This is a genomic window from Burkholderia sp. AU16482, assembly GCF_002223285.1.
In the GTDB taxonomy this organism is placed as follows: Bacteria; Pseudomonadota; Gammaproteobacteria; order Burkholderiales; family Burkholderiaceae; genus Burkholderia; species Burkholderia semiarida.
In genome coordinates this window covers 1,244,214-1,260,097 of sequence record NZ_NKEY01000006.1, presented here as the reverse complement: position 1 = coordinate 1,260,097, position 15,884 = coordinate 1,244,214, and the positions used below count along the sequence as shown (strand labels likewise).

The following is a 15,884-nucleotide window of genomic DNA, read 5'->3' as shown; positions in this document are numbered from 1 at the left end:
GGCGCACCGGCCGGCATGCGTGCAACGATACCCGACGCGCGTGCGTGCGGATGCGACGCAACTGCGTTTTACCGGGACAAAACTACGCGTCGGCGGCCGGCGGCGTGTCGTCGCCGCCGGGCGGCGCGGCGTTCGCGTCGCGGTACGCCTTCGGCGACACGCCGACCCGCGCGCGGAAACGCCGCGCGAAATACCCTTCATCGCGGAAGCCGACCGAGCGCGCGATGTCCGCGATGCGCCGGCTGGTGTGGGCCAGCAGCGATTGCGCGAGCGCGATCCGGCGCTCGGTCACGAGATCGGTGAAGGTGCTGCCGGTTTCCTTGCGGACCAGGTGCGCGAGGTAGTTCGGGGAGAGAAACGCGGCTTCGGCGGTCGCCGCGAGCGTCAGGTCCTCGCGGGTCAGGTTCGCCCGCACGTGGCGCAGCACGCGAGCCAGCGCGTCGCGCCGGCCGGCGCGCTGGGCGCCGCGCTGCGCGAGCTTGTCGAGCGCGCCCGCGTACTGCGTGCAGACGAGCCCGATCAGTTGCAGCAGGTAGCCGCGCAGCAACGTGGTCGAGCCGAACGTGCGCACGCGATCGGCATCGAGCATGCACAGCGCGAGGCGGCGCGCTTCGTCGTACGTGTCGCCGGTCAGGATGAAATCGAGGTGCTCCTGGAAGCGGAACGGCGTCAGCTCGGGGAAGCGGTGCGCGGGCACGTCCTCGAGATCGAGCGGATCGACGTCGAGATCGGCGCGCAGGAACGCCTGGCTGAAGTTGATCACGATGAAGTGCGCGCCTTCCGGATGCGGAATCAGGTGCTCGCGGTGCGGCAGCACGAACGCGAGCGCGCCGCGCGGAAACGGCCGCGTGACGCCGCCGATGCGCTGCTCGGTGTCGCCGCCGAGGTTGAACTGGATCTGGAAATACGCGTGCCGGTGCGGCTCGGTGATCGCCTGGCGCGACGCCTGGTCGCGGATGTAGAAATCGAGCCGGTCGCTGCGTTCGGGCATCCCGTACAGGCGCGGCGGGGCGGTGGAGGGCATGAAGGATTCTGCTGTTCGTGACGCGGTTGAGCCGCGATGGTACAGCGAACCGGGCGCGACGGGCACGGGCGCTCGCGCGGTCAGCCCGCGACGAGCCGCGCGACCCGGCGCCGCAGTTCGGGCACGACCTCGGCGTCGAACCACGGATGGTGCTTGAACCATGCCTGGTTGCGCGGCGACGGATGCGGCAGCGGCAGGAGAGCAGGGCCGTAGTCGCGCCAGGCCTGCACGGTGTCGGTCAGCGTCGCCTTGCGCGTGTCGCGCAGGAAATGCCGCTGCGCGTACTGGCCGATCAGCAGCGTGAGCCGGATCGACGGCAGTTCGGCCAGCAGCCGGTCGATCCACAGTCGCGCGCATTCGGGGCGCGGCGGGTTGTCGCCGCTCGCGCCGCGGCCCGGGTAGCAGAAGCCCATCGGCACGATCGCGAAGCGTGTCTCGTCGTAGAAGGTGTCGGTGTCGACGCCGAGCCAGTCGCGCAGCCGCTTGCCGCTCGCGTCGTCCCACGGGATGCCGCTCGCATGGACGCGCGCGCCCGGCGCCTGCCCGACGATCAGGATGCGTGCGTCGCGATGGGCGCGCACGACCGGGCGCGGGCCGAGCGGCAGGTCGGCCTCGCATGCACGGCACGCGCGGATTTCGGTGAGCAGCACGTCGAGCGGCGTGCGCGTGGGTTTCGGCATCGATTCGGAGCGGGGACGGAGTAGCAACGCGGTGTCGGCCGCGCGGCACGGGCAGGCAGCGGCCGGACGGCCGGCCCGGCGTGGAGCGGCCCGGGCGGGCGAGCCGCCCGCCTCGTGCGTCCGGCTTCGGACCTCACGCTCGCGACGGGCCTGCCGCGCCTTCGGCGACCGCAGCATCATACAACGCGGTCTGCGCGATCGCCGCGGCGATACGCGCGTCGTCGTGCGAACCGTCGAGCATGCCCCAGCGCCGGTATTGCGACAGGAACCACACGCCTTCGCGCGGATCGGGCCGGTTCACCGTGCCGCCGTCGTGGAAGCGGATCGGCAGCGGCGGCGTGGCGAACGGCCCCGCGCCGTAGTCGCCGAGCAGGCGCGGCGCGATCAGCCGGGCCGGCACGCCGAGCGCGTCGGGCGACGCGAGCCAGTCGGCCGCCTCGCGGCGGTGCGCGGCGCTGTCGAGCCACGCGCATGCATCGACGAGCGTGCGGACCAGTGCGCGCGCGGTGGCCGGATACAGCGCGACGAAGTCGCGCCGGGTCGCGAGCACCTTCTCCGGATGATCGGGCCAGATCTCGCTCGTGACGGCGACGGTGCGGCCCGCGCCGCATGCTTCGGCCACCGCGTGCCACGGCTCGCCCGCGCAGAAGCCGTCGAGCTCGCCGCCCGCGAGCGCCGCGACCATCTCGGGCGGGGGAATCACGACGCTGCGCACGTCGCGCAGCGGATCGATGCCGTGCGACGCGAGCCACGCGTTCAGCCACATCGCATGCGTGCCGGTCGGGAAAGTCTGGGCGAGCAGCGGCTTGCGGCCGAGCGTCGCGAACGCGGTGCGCACGCTGGCGGTTTCGCGGTAAGCGTCGGCGAGGCCGCGCGACAGCGTGATCGCCTGGCCGTTGCGGTTCAGCACCATCAGCGCGGCCATGTCGGCCTGCGGGCCGCCGATGCCGAGCTGCAGCCCGCAGACGAGCCCGTACAGCGCATGCGCGGCGTCGAGCTCGCCGCTGAGCAGCTTGTCGCGCACGGCCGCCCACGACGGCTGGCGACTCAATTCGAGCGTGAGGCCATGGCGCGCGCCGAGGTTCAGGCGCTGCGCGACGATCAGCGGGGCCGCGTCGCTGAGCGCGACGAACCCGAGGCGAAGATGCGCGCGTTCCGGCGCGGCGGGAGGTGAGGTATTCATGGCACTCATGACTGGGGTGACGCGTCGAGTAGTTGTCGCGCGACGTCGACGATGCGCAGGCCCTGATCCATCGCGCGCTTGCGCAGCGCCGCATACGCATCGTGTTCGGACAGCTTGCGCTGGTCCATCAGCACGCGTTTCGCGCGGTCGATCAGCTTGCGCTCCTCGAGTTCGCGCTCGACGTCGGCCAGCCGGCGGCGCAGCGCATCGTCGTGCGAGAAGCGCGCGAGCGCGACTTCCAGAATCGGCGCGAGACGCTCGGCCGACAACCCTTCGACGAGATACGCGCTGACGCCCGCGCCGACCGCCGCGCGGATCAGTTCCTGGTTGGCGTCGTGACTGAACATCAGCACGGGGCGCGGGGCGGTCGCATGCATGACCGCGAGTTGCTCGAGCGTATCGCGCGACGGCGAATCGGTATCGATGATCACGACGTCGGGACGTTGCTCCTCGACGGCCGCCGGCAGGCGCGCGGGCGTCGCGACGTCGTTCAGCATCTCGTAGCCGAGGCGCGCGAGCGCGTCGCCAAGTTCGCCGATCGGCTTGTCGGTATCGGTGACGAGCAGCACGCGCAGGCGGGCGGGCGGGGCGGACGAACTCATGAGGCGGGCAACAGGAGCAGTGACGCGTCGGCGCAAGGGGCGAACGATGCATGCCGGCCGCACGCGCGGCCGGTGCTGAACGGAACGGGGAGCGGCCGAAGCCGCGCGGGGCCGCGCATGTCAGGCGGCCCGTGCCAGCGCCGCGTCGGTCGTCGCTTCGGCGTCCGCGCCCTGCGCGGCCGCTTCGCCGATCGCGCCGCCGACGAGGATCACGGCCGGGCTGCCGAGCCGCGCGGCTTCGATGCCGCGCGCGAGCGCGCCCAACGTGCCGGTCCAGCGGCGCTCGTCGGGCGTGCCGACCCATTGCACGGCCGCCGCCGGCGTCGACGCGGGGAGCGCGGCGAGCAGGCCCGCCGCGATGCGGTCGACGCGGCTCATCCCCATGTAGATCGCGAGCGTGGTGCCGGTCGCCGCGAGCCGTGCCCAGTCGGGTTCGCCGTGGTCCTGGCGGTGCGCGGTGACGAACGTGACGCCCTGGCAGTGCTCGCGGTGCGTGAGCGAGATGCCGAGGCTCGCGGCGGCGGCGAATCCCGACGAGATGCCATTGACGATCTCGACCGGAATCGCGGCCGCGCGCAGCGTCGCGAGTTCTTCGCCGGCGCGCCCGAACAGCAGCGCGTCGCCGCCTTTCACGCGCACCACGTGCGCGCCCCGCAGCGCGTAGCGGCGCATCAGTTTCTCGATGAACGCCTGCGGCGTGGAGCGGCAGCCGCCGCGCTTGCCCACGCGGATCACGCGCGCGTGCGGCGCGAGTTCGACGATGCCGGGCGCGACGAGATCGTCGAGCAGCAGCACGTCGGCGGCGGCCAGCGCCTTGACCGCCTTCAGCGTGAGGAGATCGGGATCGCCGGGCCCGGCGCCCAGCAGCGTGACTTTGCCTGTCGTCATGTCGTGTTCCTGTGCCGCATCGCATTGCTGCGGCGGTCTGATGTCGCGTTGTTGCTCGGCGGCGGCGGGCGGTCGAAACGCACCGGCATCCGGCCGTGCCGTGCACGGAGGGGACGCCGTTGTCCTGACGGGCCCGCCGTGAGCGGCGGGCCGGGTTTGCGGGGACTGCCCACCGGCGCCGTTGCCGGTGTGACGAAGGTTCAGCAATATCCGGGCCAGCCGGCGCGACGATGCGGCCGTTGCGCGGCGCGGCGCACCGTGCGATGGCCGCGGGCATGCACGTGCTCGCTGCGCGCGAGCAGTCCCCATGCCGCATCGGCGTGCATCGTGCCCCGTCGGCGCGCACCGCGTCCCGCACGGCGACAGTGCTGCAGCGCACCACATCTGTGCCTCGGTGCATCGCGACGGAGAGCGCGCCGCGCGCCGCGGTGACGCGCCCGATGCCCGGCGCGCCTTGTGCGGCGGGGCTCGCGGCGCGATTGACGCAGACATGGCACGTCGCTTGCGTAAGCTGGTTCGGGCGGATCAACGGCGATTCGCTTGCAGCACCGAATACCGACGCGCCCGGCAACGGGCTTCATGGGCAACGGCGTCCTACGCATCGGGTCTCGACGAGACCGGTGCGCAGGACGCCGTTTTTCGTTTGGCGGATGACATGACCGACAAAGCTACCCGTATCGATCTCTTCAGCCTCCGCACCGCGCCGATGCGCGCGTTCCACCTGACGTGGATGGCGTTCTTCGTATGCTTCTTCGCGTGGTTCGCGTGCGCGCCGCTGATGCCGCTGATCGCACGCGAATTTCATCTGACGGCGGCGCAAGTCGCCAACATCAACATCGCCGCAGTGGCCGCGACGATCGCCGTGCGGCTGCTGGTCGGCCCGCTGTGCGACCGCTTCGGCCCGCGCCGCGTGTATGCCGGGCTGCTGCTGCTCGGTGCGATTCCCGTGTTCGCCGTGTCGTTCACGCACGATTACCTGTGGTTCCTGATCTGCCGGCTCGGCATCGGTGCGATCGGCGCGGGCTTCGTGATCACGCAGTACCACACGTCGGTGATGTTCGCGCCGAACGTGGTCGGCACCGCGAACGCGACGACGGCCGGCTGGGGCAATGCCGGCGCGGGCGCGACGCAGGCGCTGATGCCGCTGCTGGTCACCGCCGGCCTGATGCTCGGCTTCGGCGAGGATTCGTCGTGGCGCGTCGCGCTGATCGTGCCGGGCGTGGCGATGCTCGTGATGGCCTGGGCGTACTGGCGCTTCACGCAGGACTGCCCGCAAGGCGATTTCGTCGAGCTGCGCAAGGAAGGCGTGACGGTCGACAGCGGCAAGAAGGGCGGCTGGGCGAGCTTCTTCGCCGCGTGCGGCAACTATCGCGTGTGGATGCTGTTCGTCACGTACGGCGCGTGCTTCGGCGTCGAGGTGTTCATCCACAACATCGCCGCGCTGTACTACGTCGATCACTTCAGCCTGTCGCTGAAGGACGCGGGCCTCGCGGCCGGCATGTTCGGGCTGCTCGCGCTGTTCGCCCGCGCGCTCGGCGGCTGGCTGTCCGACAAGATCGCGGCGCGCCGCAGCCTCGACGTGCGGGCGGCGCTGCTGTGCGCGCTGATCGTCGGCGAAGGGCTCGGGCTGATCTGGTTCTCGCATGCGCAAAGCGTCGGCATCGCACTCGTCGCGATGCTGACCTTCGGCCTCTTCACGCACATGGCCTGCGGCGCGACCTACGCGCTGGTGCCGTTCATCGACCGCAAGGCGCTCGGCGGCGTCGCGGGGATCGTCGGCGCGGGCGGCAACGTCGGCGCGGTGGCCGCGGCTTTCCTGCTGAAGGGCGTCGGCGACGTGCAGCACACGCTGAGCCTGCTCGGCCTCGCCGTCACCGCGACCGCGCTCTGCGCGATGGCCGTGCGCTTCAGCGAAGAACACAAGGCGCGCGAAGCCGAGCTGCGCGATCGCGCGCTAGCCGCCGCCGCCAACGCCGCGAACTGATCGACCGAAGGAACCGTCATCATGAAACTCATCGTCATCGGCCACGGCATGGTCGGCCACAAGCTCCTCGAATGCGTCGCGGCGCAAGCCGGCACGGCGGGCGCGCCGCACGTCACCGTGCTCGGCGAGGAGCCGCGTCCGGCCTACGATCGCGTGCACCTGTCCGAATTCTTCGCGGGCAAGTCGGCGGACGACCTGTCGCTCGTCGAACCCGGCTTCTTCGAGCGCCATCCGCAGTTCGACCTGCGCCTGAACGCGCCAGTCGCGTCGATCGACCGCGCCGCGCATACGGTCACGCTCGCGTCGGGCGAAACGCTCGCGTACGACAAGCTGGTGCTCGCCACCGGCTCGCGTCCGTTCGTGCCGCCGGTGCCGGGCCGCGATCGCGCGGGCTGCTTCGTGTACCGGACGATCGAGGATCTCGAAGCGATGCAGGCGTGCGGCGCGCACGCGAAGCGCGGCGTCGTGATCGGCGGCGGGCTGCTCGGCCTCGAATGCGCGAAGGCGCTGCGCGACATGGGGCTCGACACGCACGTCGTCGAATTCGCGCCGCGGCTGATGGCGGTGCAGGTCGACGACGGCGGCGGCCGGATGCTGCGTGCGAAGATCGAGGCGCTCGGCGTGACCGTGCATACCGGCAAGAACACGCTCGAGATCGTCGACGGCGACGAAGGCGCGCACCGGATGGTGTTCGCCGACGGCTCGCATCTCGACACCGACATGATCGTGTTCTCGGCCGGCATCCGGCCGCGCGACGAACTGGCCCGCGCATGCGGGCTCGAGATCGGCCCGCGCGGCGGCGTCGCGATCGACGACGCGTGCCGCACGAGCGACGCCGACATCTACGCGATCGGCGAATGCGCGGCGTGGAACGGCACGGTGTACGGCCTCGTCGCGCCCGGCTACGACATGGCGCGCGTGGTCGCGAAACAGCTCGCGGGCGACGCCGCCGAAGCGGCGGACGCCGCGTTCGCCGGCGCCGACATGAGCACGAAGCTGAAGCTGATGGGCGTCGACGTCGCGAGCATCGGCGACGCACACGGCACGACGGCCGGCAGCCGCACCTACCAGTACGCGGACGAGCGCCGCCAGGTCTACAAGAAGCTCGTGGTGTCCGACTGCGGCAAGTTCCTGCACGGCGCGGTGATGGTCGGCGACGCGGCCGAGTACGGCACGCTGCTGCAGATGATGCTGAACCGCATCGAGTTGCCCGAGTCGCCGGAATTCCTGATCCTGCCGTCGTCGGACGGCGCGGCGAAGCCGGCGCTCGGCGTCGACGCGCTGCCGGAAGGTGCGCAGATCTGCTCGTGCAACAACGTGTCGAAGTCGCAGATCTGCGCGGCCGTGGCCGACGGCGCGACGAGCCTCGGCGCGCTGAAGACCTGCACGGGCGCCGGCACGTCGTGCGGCGGCTGCGTGCCGCTCGTCACGCAGATCATGAAGGCCGAGATGAAGAAGCAGGGCCTCGCGGTCAACAACCATCTGTGCGAGCACTTTCCGTATTCGCGGCAGGAGCTGTTCCACCTGATCCGCGTCGAGCGCATCACGACGTTCGACGCACTGCTCGCCAGGCACGGCCGCGGGCTCGGCTGCGACGTGTGCAAGCCGGCCGTCGCGGGCATCCTCGCGTCGTGCTTCAACGAGTTCGTGCTGAAGAAGGAGCACGCGGGCCTGCAGGATTCGAACGACTACTACCTCGCGAACATCCAGCGCGACGGCACGTACTCGGTCGTGCCGCGCATGCCGGGCGGCGAGGTCACGCCGGAAGGGCTGATCGCGGTCGGCCAGGTCGCGAAAAAATACGGCCTGTACACGAAGATCACGGGCGGCCAGCGCGTCGATCTGTTCGGTGCGCGCGTCGAGCAGTTGCCGTCGATCTGGGAGGAACTGATCGCGGCCGGCTTCGAATCGGGGCACGCGTACGGCAAGGCGCTGCGCACCGTGAAGTCGTGCGTCGGGTCGACGTGGTGCCGGTACGGCGTCGACGATTCGGTCGGCCTCGCGATCGACCTGGAGAATCGCTACAAGGGGCTGCGCGCGCCGCACAAGATCAAGTTCGGCGTGTCCGGCTGCACGCGCGAGTGCGCGGAAGCGCAGGGCAAGGACGTCGGCATCATCGCGACCGAGAAGGGCTGGAACCTGTACGTGTGCGGCAACGGCGGGATGAAGCCGCGCCACGCGGAACTGCTCGCGTCCGACCTCGATCGCGCGACGCTGATCCGCTACATCGACCGCTTCCTGATGTTCTACGTGCGCACGGCCGACCGTCTGCAGCGCACCAGCGTGTGGCGCGACAACCTCGAAGGCGGCCTCGACTACCTGATCGACGTCGTCGTGCACGACAAGCTCGCGATCGCGGCCGAGCTCGAGGCCGACATGCAGCACGTGGTCGACACCTACGAGTGCGAATGGAAGCGGGCCGTCACCGATCCGGACACGCGCAAGCGCTTCCGCCACTTCGTGAACAGCGACGCGCCGGACACGACCATCGAATTCGTCGAGACGCGCGGCCAGATCCGGCCCGCGACGCCCGCCGAGCGCGCGGGCGGCAAGCCCGTGGCGATTCCGGTCGTCGCCGAGCCGGCGACCGTCTGACCCCGACCGTCATCCGTAACCGAGCAAGGAGCCCATCATGAACGACCGTCTTCCGCTGTCCTGGACCCGCGTGTGTCCGCTCGACGACATCGTGCCGAACACCGGCGTGTGCGCGCTCGTCAACGGCGAGCAGGTCGCGGTGTTTCACGTCGCGCATCCCGACGGCGGCGTGTTCGCGATCGACAACGTCGATCCCGTGTCGCAGGCCGCCGTGATGTCGCGCGGGCTGATCGGCAGCCTCGGCGAACGCGTCGTGGTCGCGTCGCCGCTGTACAAGCAGCACTTCGACCTGCGTACCGGCGAATGCCTGGAAGCGCCCGAGCAGTCGGTGAGCGCGTATCCGTCGCGGGTCGAGGACGGTTTCGTGTGGGTCGCGGCCTGAGCCCGCCGGAGCACGCATGACCGCCACCCCCGTCAAGAGCGTGTGCCCGTACTGCGGCGTCGGCTGCGGGATGGTGCTGCACGTCGAGGACGGCGAAGTCGTCAAGGTATCCGGCGACGCCGACCATCCGACCAACTTCGGGCGGCTGTGCACGAAGGGTTCGTCGGCGCACGTCGCGCTGCGCCGTTCGGGCCGGCTCGACCGTGCGTTCGTGCGCCGCGCGCGCGAGGACGACCTCGTGCCGCTGCCGGCGCGCGACGCGATCGCCGAGACCGCGCGCCGCCTGCGCGCGGTGCTCGACGCGCACGGGCCCGATGCGCTGTCGTTCTACGTGTCGGGGCAGATGTCGATCGAGGCGCAGTATCTCGTCAACAAGCTCGCGAAGGGCTTCGTCGGCACCAACAACATCGAGTCGAACTCGCGCCTGTGCATGGCGAGCGCGAGCACCGGCTACAAGCAGTCGCTCGGCGCGGACGGGCCGCCCGGGTCGTACGAGGATTTCGATCGCGCGAACCTGTTCTTCGTGATCGGCGCGAACATGGCCGACTGTCACCCGATCCTGTTCCTGCGGATGATGGATCGCGTGAAGGCCGGCGCGAAGCTCGTCGTCGTCGATCCGCGCCGCACCGGCACGGCCGACAAGGCCGACCTGTTCCTGCAGATCCGGCCCGGCACTGATCTCGCGCTGATCAACGGGCTCCTGCACCTGCTGCATGCGAACGGGCGCACCGATGCCGCGTTCATCGACGCATACACCGAAGGCTGGGATGCGATGCCCGCGTTCCTCGCCGACTACACGCCCGAGCGCGTCGCCGCGATCACGGGGCTTGCCGAGGCCGACATCCGCACGGCCGCGCAATGGATCGGCGACGCGCAGGAATGGATGAGCTGCTGGACGATGGGGCTCAACCAGAGCACGCACGGCGTGTGGAACACCAACGCGATCTGCAACCTGCATCTCGCGACGGGCAAGATCTGCCGCCCGGGCAGCGGGCCGTTCTCGCTGACGGGCCAGCCGAACGCGATGGGCGGGCGCGAGATGGGCTACATGGGCCCGGGGCTGCCGGGCCAGCGCTCGGTGGCGTCCGACGACGACCGCCGCTTCGTCGAGAATCTGTGGCGCGTGCCGGCCGGCACGCTGCGCAAGGACACCGGCAACGGTACGGTCGACCTGTTCGAGCGGATGGCGGCCGGCGACATCAAGGCATGCTGGATCGTCTGCACGAACCCGGTCGCGACCGTGCCGAACCGGCGCAACGTGATCGCCGGACTGCAGGCGGCGGAGCTCGTGATCGCGCAGGACGCGTTCCTCGATACCGAGACCAACCGCTATGCGGACATCCTGCTGCCGGGCGCGCTGTGGGCCGAGGGTGACGGCGTGATGATCAACTCCGAGCGCAACATGACGCTGATGCGCGCGGCGGTCGCGCCGCCCGGCGATGCGCTGCCGGACTGGCGCATCGTCGCGGAAGTCGCGCGCGCGATGGGCTTTGGCGACGCGTTCGACTATGCGTCGGCGGCCGACGTGTTCGACGAGATCGTCCGCTTCTCGAATCCGGCGACCGGCTACGACCTGCGCGGCGCGAGCCATGCGGCGCTCCGCGACGGGCCCGTGCAATGGCCGGTCGCGCCGGGCACCGCGCGCGAGCGGCACCCGATCCGTTACCTGAACGACGGCGTGAGCCAGACGCCGCGCACGGCCGACGGCGGGCACGATGCGCCGCGCCTCGCGTTCCCGACGCCGTCGGGCAAGGCGCGCTTTTTCGCGCGACCGCACGTCGATCCGGCCGAACTGCCCGACGGCACGTTCCCGATCGTGCTGAACACCGGCCGGCTGCAGCATCAATGGCACACGATGACGAAGACGGGCAAGGTCGCGATGCTGAACAAGCTCAACCCGCGTCCATTCGTCGAACTGCACCCGGACGATGCGAGCGCGCTCGGCATCGCCGCGAAGGACAGCGTCGAGATCCGTTCGGCGCGCGGCCGCGCGGTGCTGCCGGCCGTCGTGACCGAGCGCGTGCGGCGCGGCAACTGCTTCGCGCCGATGCACTGGAACGACGTGTACGGCGACGACCTGTGCATCAACGCGGTGACGAACGACGCGATCGACCCGGAATCGCAGCAGCCCGAACTGAAATACTGCGCGGTCGCGCTCACGCGCGTCGACACGGACGCGTTCGCGTCGACCGACGACGACACGGCGCGCGTCGACGCAGGCGCGGACGATGCACCGCCCGCGCCTGCGATCTCGCCGATCGCGGCTTCACAGGAATTCGATATGGCAGACCTCGACACTTTCGCGGCCGCGCTCGGCGTCGCCGATCTCGCGCCGCCGCCGCTGACCGACGCCGAGCGCCTGTACGTGGCCGGCCTCGTCGGCGGGCTGAAGGCGAGCGCCGGCCGTCGCGACGGCGGCGTGCCCGTGCTGCCGGCCGGCGCGCCGTTGACGCCGCCCGTGCGGTTCTGGCTCGACGGGATGCTCGCCGGCCTGTTCAGCCGCGCGCTGCCTGCCGGCGCGCAGAGCGCGGCGGCGCCCGCGCTGCCGGCCGACGCCGCCGCGGCCGGCGGCGTGCGCATCGTGCGCCCGCGCCCGAAGGTCACGTTGTTATGGGCGTCGCAGACCGGCAACATCGAATCGCTGACCGAGGATTACGCGACGAAGCTGATGAACGCCGGCTTCGAGATCCGCACGGCATGCATGTCCGACTATCCGGTCGCGTCGCTCGCCGGTGCGCAATACGTGCTGCTGATGACGAGCACGTTCGGCGACGGCGATGCGCCCGACAACGGCAGCGAATTCTGGGACGCGTTGCAGGCCGGCGGCGCCGCTCGCCTCGACGGCGTGCATTTCGCGGTGCTCGCGTTCGGCGACCGCAACTACGACCAGTTCTGCGGCCACGGCCGCCGGCTCGACGCGCGCCTCGCGGAACTCGGCGCGGCGCGCCTGTGCGCGCGGGTCGATTGCGACGTCGAATTCCAGCACGATGCCGATCAGTGGCTCGAACGCGTCGTCGCGCGCATCAAGGAGGCCGATGCCGCGCTGCACGCGGTGCCGTTCGGCGGGATGAGTCCGTCGGGGCTGGTGCCGACGAAGGCGCATCCGGCGCCGTCGAAGCTCGTCGCGAACCTGCGGCTGAACCGTCCGGGCGCCGCGAAGGACACGCGCTACGTATCGCTGTCGACCCAGGGCGCGAATCTCGAATACGAAACCGGCGACGCGCTCGGCGTATGGCCGACCAACTGCCCCGAACTGGTCGACGAACTGCTGTCCGTCACCGCGCTGAAGGCCGATGCGCCGGTGTCGGTGCCGGGCGTCGGCGACATCCGGCTCGGCGATGCGCTCGCGCGCCACTTCGACATCACGCGCCCGCATCCGGACACGCTGGCCTTCATCGCGTCGCGCAGCGCGAACGGCGCGCTGAAGTCGCTGCTCGGTGACGATCGCAAGAGCGACCTGAAGCAATGGTTGTGGGGGCAACAGCTTGCGGACGTGCTGCACGAATACCCGGTCGAGCTGTCGGGCGCGGAGCTGGTCGGCATGCTCAAGCGCATGCAGCCGCGCCTCTATTCGATCGCGTCGAGCCCGAGCGCGCACGCGGGCGAGATTCACCTGACCGTGTCGGCCGTGCGCTATCACAACGGCCGCCGCGCGCGCAAAGGCGTCGCGTCGACGTTCCTCGCCGATCGCGCGGACGACGGCCGCGTGCCCGTGTTCGTGCAGAAGTCCGCGCACTTCCGGCCTCCGGTGAACGGCGACGTGCCGATCGTGATGGTCGGCCCGGGCACCGGCGTCGCGCCGTTCCGCGGCTTCCTGCACGAGCGGCGGGCGCGCGGCGCACGCGGGCGCAACTGGCTGTTCTTCGGCGAGCAGCACGCGCGGACCGACTTCTATTACGGCGACGAGCTCAGCGAGATGCATGAAAGCGGCTTCCTGACGCGGCTCGATCTCGCGTTCTCGCGCGACCAGGCCGACAAGGTCTACGTGCAGGACCGGATGCGCGAGCAGGGCGCCGAGCTGTTCGCATGGCTGGAGGAAGGCGCGCACTTCTACGTGTGCGGCGACGCCGCGCGCATGGCCAAGGACGTCGATACGGCGCTGAAGGCGATCGTCGCCGAGCATGGCGGCATGTCGGACGAAGCCGCGAACGATTACGTCGCGCGGCTTTCGAAGGCGCGGCGCTACATGCGCGACGTGTACTGAATCGCGCGAGCGGCGGGCGGGAGGGCCGCCGCTTCTCCGGCGGCTTACTGCCGCCGCTCCCACGCACGCGCCTGCTCGGCGCGCACGAACGCTTCCGACGCCGCCGGCAGCAGGTTGCGGAACGCGCCGCCGTCGCCGTCGATCACGTCGACCATCTTCGCGATCATTTCCTCCGGGTCGTGCTGTTCGAGCGGGAACGTCAGCCGCGCGGGCGTCACGGTATGCGCGGCCGGATCGTGCCAGCGACGTATCGTTTCCATCATCCGGTCGTTGAAGCCGGTGCGGTACGGGCCGGGGTTTACGACCGCGACCTGGATTCCGTGCGGCGCGAGTTCCGCATGCATCGCCTCGGCCACGGATTCGACAGCGTGCTTCGACGCGCAATACGCGCCGGTGAACGGCCCCGTGATCAGCCCGGCGATCGACGACACGAACACGATCTTGCCGTGTTTGCGCGCGAGCATCCCGCGTGCGATCTGCTGCGTGAGTTCGAGCGGCCCGAACACGTTGACGTCGAACAACTCGCGAACGATCTCGACCGGCAGGTCGACTAGCGCGCCGGCTTCGCCCACCCCCGCGTTGTTCACGAGCACGTCGATGTCGAATTCGGCGGCGCGGGCGCGATCGTAGGCCGACGTGACGTCCAGCTTCACCGCGCGCAACGCGGTGCCGCGCTGCGCGGCATCGTCCGCCAGTGCGTCGAGCTCGACGGCCGTGCGTACGCCGGCCGTCACGTCGTGGCCGCGCGCGGCGAGCCGCAGCGCGACTTCGCGGCCGAAGCCGGTACCCGCGCCGGTGATGAGGATGCGTTTCTGTGCCATCTGCTTACCTTGTGGTGTGAAGGGTTGCCTGAAAAAGGTCGCGGCAGTGCTGTGCGATCGCGGTGTCTTCGTCGACGCTGCCGCCCGAGACGCCGATCGCGCCGACGCAGCGCCCGTCGCCGTCGACGAGCGGTTCGCCGCCGCCGAACGTGACGAGCCCGCCGTGACTGTGTTCGATGCCGCGCAGCGGACCGTCGCCCGACATCGCGCCGAGCGCGCCGGTCGACGCGCGAAAGCGCACCGCCGTCAGCGCCTTGCGCTGCGCGAGATCGATCGCGCCGAGAAAACAGCCGTCGGTGCGCACGAACGCGAGCAGGTTCGCGCCGGCATCGACGATGGCGATCGCGACGCCGGCCATCTGTAGCGATGCGGCATGCGCGAGCGCCGCGTCGATCGTGCGGCGGGCGACGGCGAGCGGCAGTGCGGCGGTGAGCGGGTTCATACGGGGGGCTCCGATAGGACGACAGGGCCAGTGTAGGCAGTTGCGGTATATGCGAGAATCCGCATTCCGCTGGAAGCAGTTTCAAGTTTTTTTAATGATGGGGCAGGGGATGAGCAGACGCGATCCGATGGCCGGGCTGCACGTGTTCATGACCGTCGCGACGGCCGGCAACTTCACGCGCGCGGCCGCCGCGCTGGGCCTGACGCCGGCCGCTGTCAGCCTCGCGATCGGGCAGCTTGAGGGCGAGTTGAACGTGAAGCTGTTCAACCGCAGCACGCGCGGCGTGAGTCTCACGGAAGCCGGCCAGCGCTACTGGCGGCAGACCGAACCCGCGTACCGGCAGGTCATGCAGGCACGCGACGAACTGAAGGAGGCGCGCAGCGAGCCGAACGGGCTGCTGCGCGTGACCGCGCTGCCGCTCGCGCGCTTGCTCGTGATCGCGCCGGTGCTCGCGACGTTCCGCGAGCGCTATCCGAAAGTCCGGCTCGAAATTCGCTACGAGAACGAACTCGTCGACATCGCGAAGGACGGCTTCGATGCGGGAATCCGCCTGGCCGACCGGCTGCAGCCGGGCATGATCGGCGTGCGGATCGCGCCTGCGCTGACGTGTGCGCTGGTCGCGTCGCCGGCCTATCTTGCCCGGCACGGCACGCCCGAGTCGATTGCCGCGCTCGCGCGGCATGCGTGCATCCGTTTCCGGTTTTCGGAAAGCGGCCGCCTGCACAAATGGCTGCTGCGCGACGGGCGGCACGACGTCGATCTCGATCCGGACGGCGTGTTCGTGACGAACGACGACGATGCGGTGATCGACGCGGCGCGCGCCGGAGTCGGCATCGCGTTCGCGTTCGTGCGCGAGCGGATCGAGCAGGACCTGCGCGACGGCACGCTCGTCGAGGTGCTGCCCGGTGCGTGCCGGACGCTGCCGCCGATGTGGCTGTATTACGTGAACCGCAAGCACGTGCCGGCCAAGCTGCGCGCGTTCATCGACGTGCTACGCGAGCGTGACGGCGCGGGCGCGGCGTAAGCGCTGCGGCCGTTCGCTGCAGCAATGGATCCGGCGGCGCATGATGGCGGCTCCA

General features: G+C 70.5%; 12 protein-coding genes. 5 read left to right on the top strand and 7 right to left on the bottom strand.

The window, feature by feature from the left end; translation table 11 throughout:
- Positions 1-82 precede the first annotated feature (82 nt).
- The 5 genes from CFB35_RS23040 to cobA form a co-directional block, all read right to left on the bottom strand.
- On the bottom strand, positions 83-1,024 hold the full coding sequence (locus CFB35_RS23040) for a helix-turn-helix transcriptional regulator (protein WP_059585042.1): 942 nt from the start codon (positions 1,022-1,024) through the stop codon (positions 83-85).
- Between the two features lie 80 nt (positions 1,025-1,104).
- Positions 1,105-1,704: a uracil-DNA glycosylase family protein gene (locus tag CFB35_RS23035; RefSeq protein WP_059585043.1), complete on the bottom strand. Its 600-nt coding sequence runs from the start codon at positions 1,702-1,704 to the stop codon at positions 1,105-1,107.
- Between the two features lie 133 nt (positions 1,705-1,837).
- Positions 1,838-2,887, bottom strand: a complete 1,050-nt coding sequence (locus CFB35_RS23030; protein WP_059585044.1) for a CmpA/NrtA family ABC transporter substrate-binding protein — start codon at positions 2,885-2,887, stop codon at positions 1,838-1,840.
- A 5-nt stretch (positions 2,888-2,892) separates the two neighbouring features.
- Complete coding sequence (locus tag CFB35_RS23025) at positions 2,893-3,489, bottom strand: ANTAR domain-containing response regulator (protein ID WP_059585045.1); 597 nt, start codon at positions 3,487-3,489, stop codon at positions 2,893-2,895.
- Between the two features lie 120 nt (positions 3,490-3,609).
- Positions 3,610-4,377 carry a uroporphyrinogen-III C-methyltransferase gene (gene cobA / locus CFB35_RS23020; RefSeq protein ID WP_059585046.1) on the bottom strand — a complete coding sequence of 256 codons (768 nt, stop codon included), beginning with the start codon at positions 4,375-4,377 and terminating at the stop codon, positions 3,610-3,612.
- Positions 4,378-5,032: 655 nt separating this feature from the next.
- Here cobA and CFB35_RS23010 point away from each other — a divergent pair.
- From CFB35_RS23010 to CFB35_RS22995, 4 genes are read left to right on the top strand one after another with little or no spacing between them, the layout of a single operon-like run.
- Positions 5,033-6,361, top strand: a complete 1,329-nt coding sequence (locus tag CFB35_RS23010; protein ID WP_059585047.1) for an MFS transporter — start codon at positions 5,033-5,035, stop codon at positions 6,359-6,361.
- A 21-nt stretch (positions 6,362-6,382) separates the two neighbouring features.
- Positions 6,383-8,956, top strand: coding sequence for a nitrite reductase large subunit NirB (gene nirB, locus CFB35_RS23005; RefSeq protein WP_059585048.1), 2,574 nt, complete (start codon positions 6,383-6,385; stop codon positions 8,954-8,956).
- A 37-nt stretch (positions 8,957-8,993) separates the two neighbouring features.
- Entirely contained in the window at positions 8,994-9,338 is a 345-nt protein-coding gene (nirD, locus tag CFB35_RS23000) for a nitrite reductase small subunit NirD (protein ID WP_059585049.1), read from the top strand.
- A 16-nt stretch (positions 9,339-9,354) separates the two neighbouring features.
- Positions 9,355-13,542: a bifunctional nitrate reductase/sulfite reductase flavoprotein subunit alpha gene (locus tag CFB35_RS22995; protein WP_089465584.1), complete on the top strand. Its 4,188-nt coding sequence runs from the start codon at positions 9,355-9,357 to the stop codon at positions 13,540-13,542.
- Between the two features lie 44 nt (positions 13,543-13,586).
- On the opposite strand, the gene CFB35_RS22990 is transcribed toward CFB35_RS22995, so the two are convergent.
- Together CFB35_RS22990 and CFB35_RS22985 are read right to left on the bottom strand one after the other, a co-directional pair.
- Positions 13,587-14,363 (bottom strand): SDR family oxidoreductase, encoded by a 777-nt coding sequence (locus CFB35_RS22990; RefSeq protein WP_059585051.1) that lies wholly within the window; start codon positions 14,361-14,363, stop codon positions 13,587-13,589.
- Between the two features lie 4 nt (positions 14,364-14,367).
- The gene (locus CFB35_RS22985) at positions 14,368-14,805 is read right to left on the bottom strand and encodes a heme-binding protein (protein ID WP_059585052.1); all 438 of its coding nucleotides are present in this window, start codon (positions 14,803-14,805) and stop codon (positions 14,368-14,370) included.
- Between the two features lie 109 nt (positions 14,806-14,914).
- Between CFB35_RS22985 and CFB35_RS22980 the strand changes: the two genes are divergently transcribed.
- Entirely contained in the window at positions 14,915-15,829 is a 915-nt protein-coding gene (locus CFB35_RS22980; protein ID WP_059585053.1) for a LysR family transcriptional regulator, read from the top strand.
- The last annotated feature ends 55 nt before the right edge of the window (positions 15,830-15,884 follow it).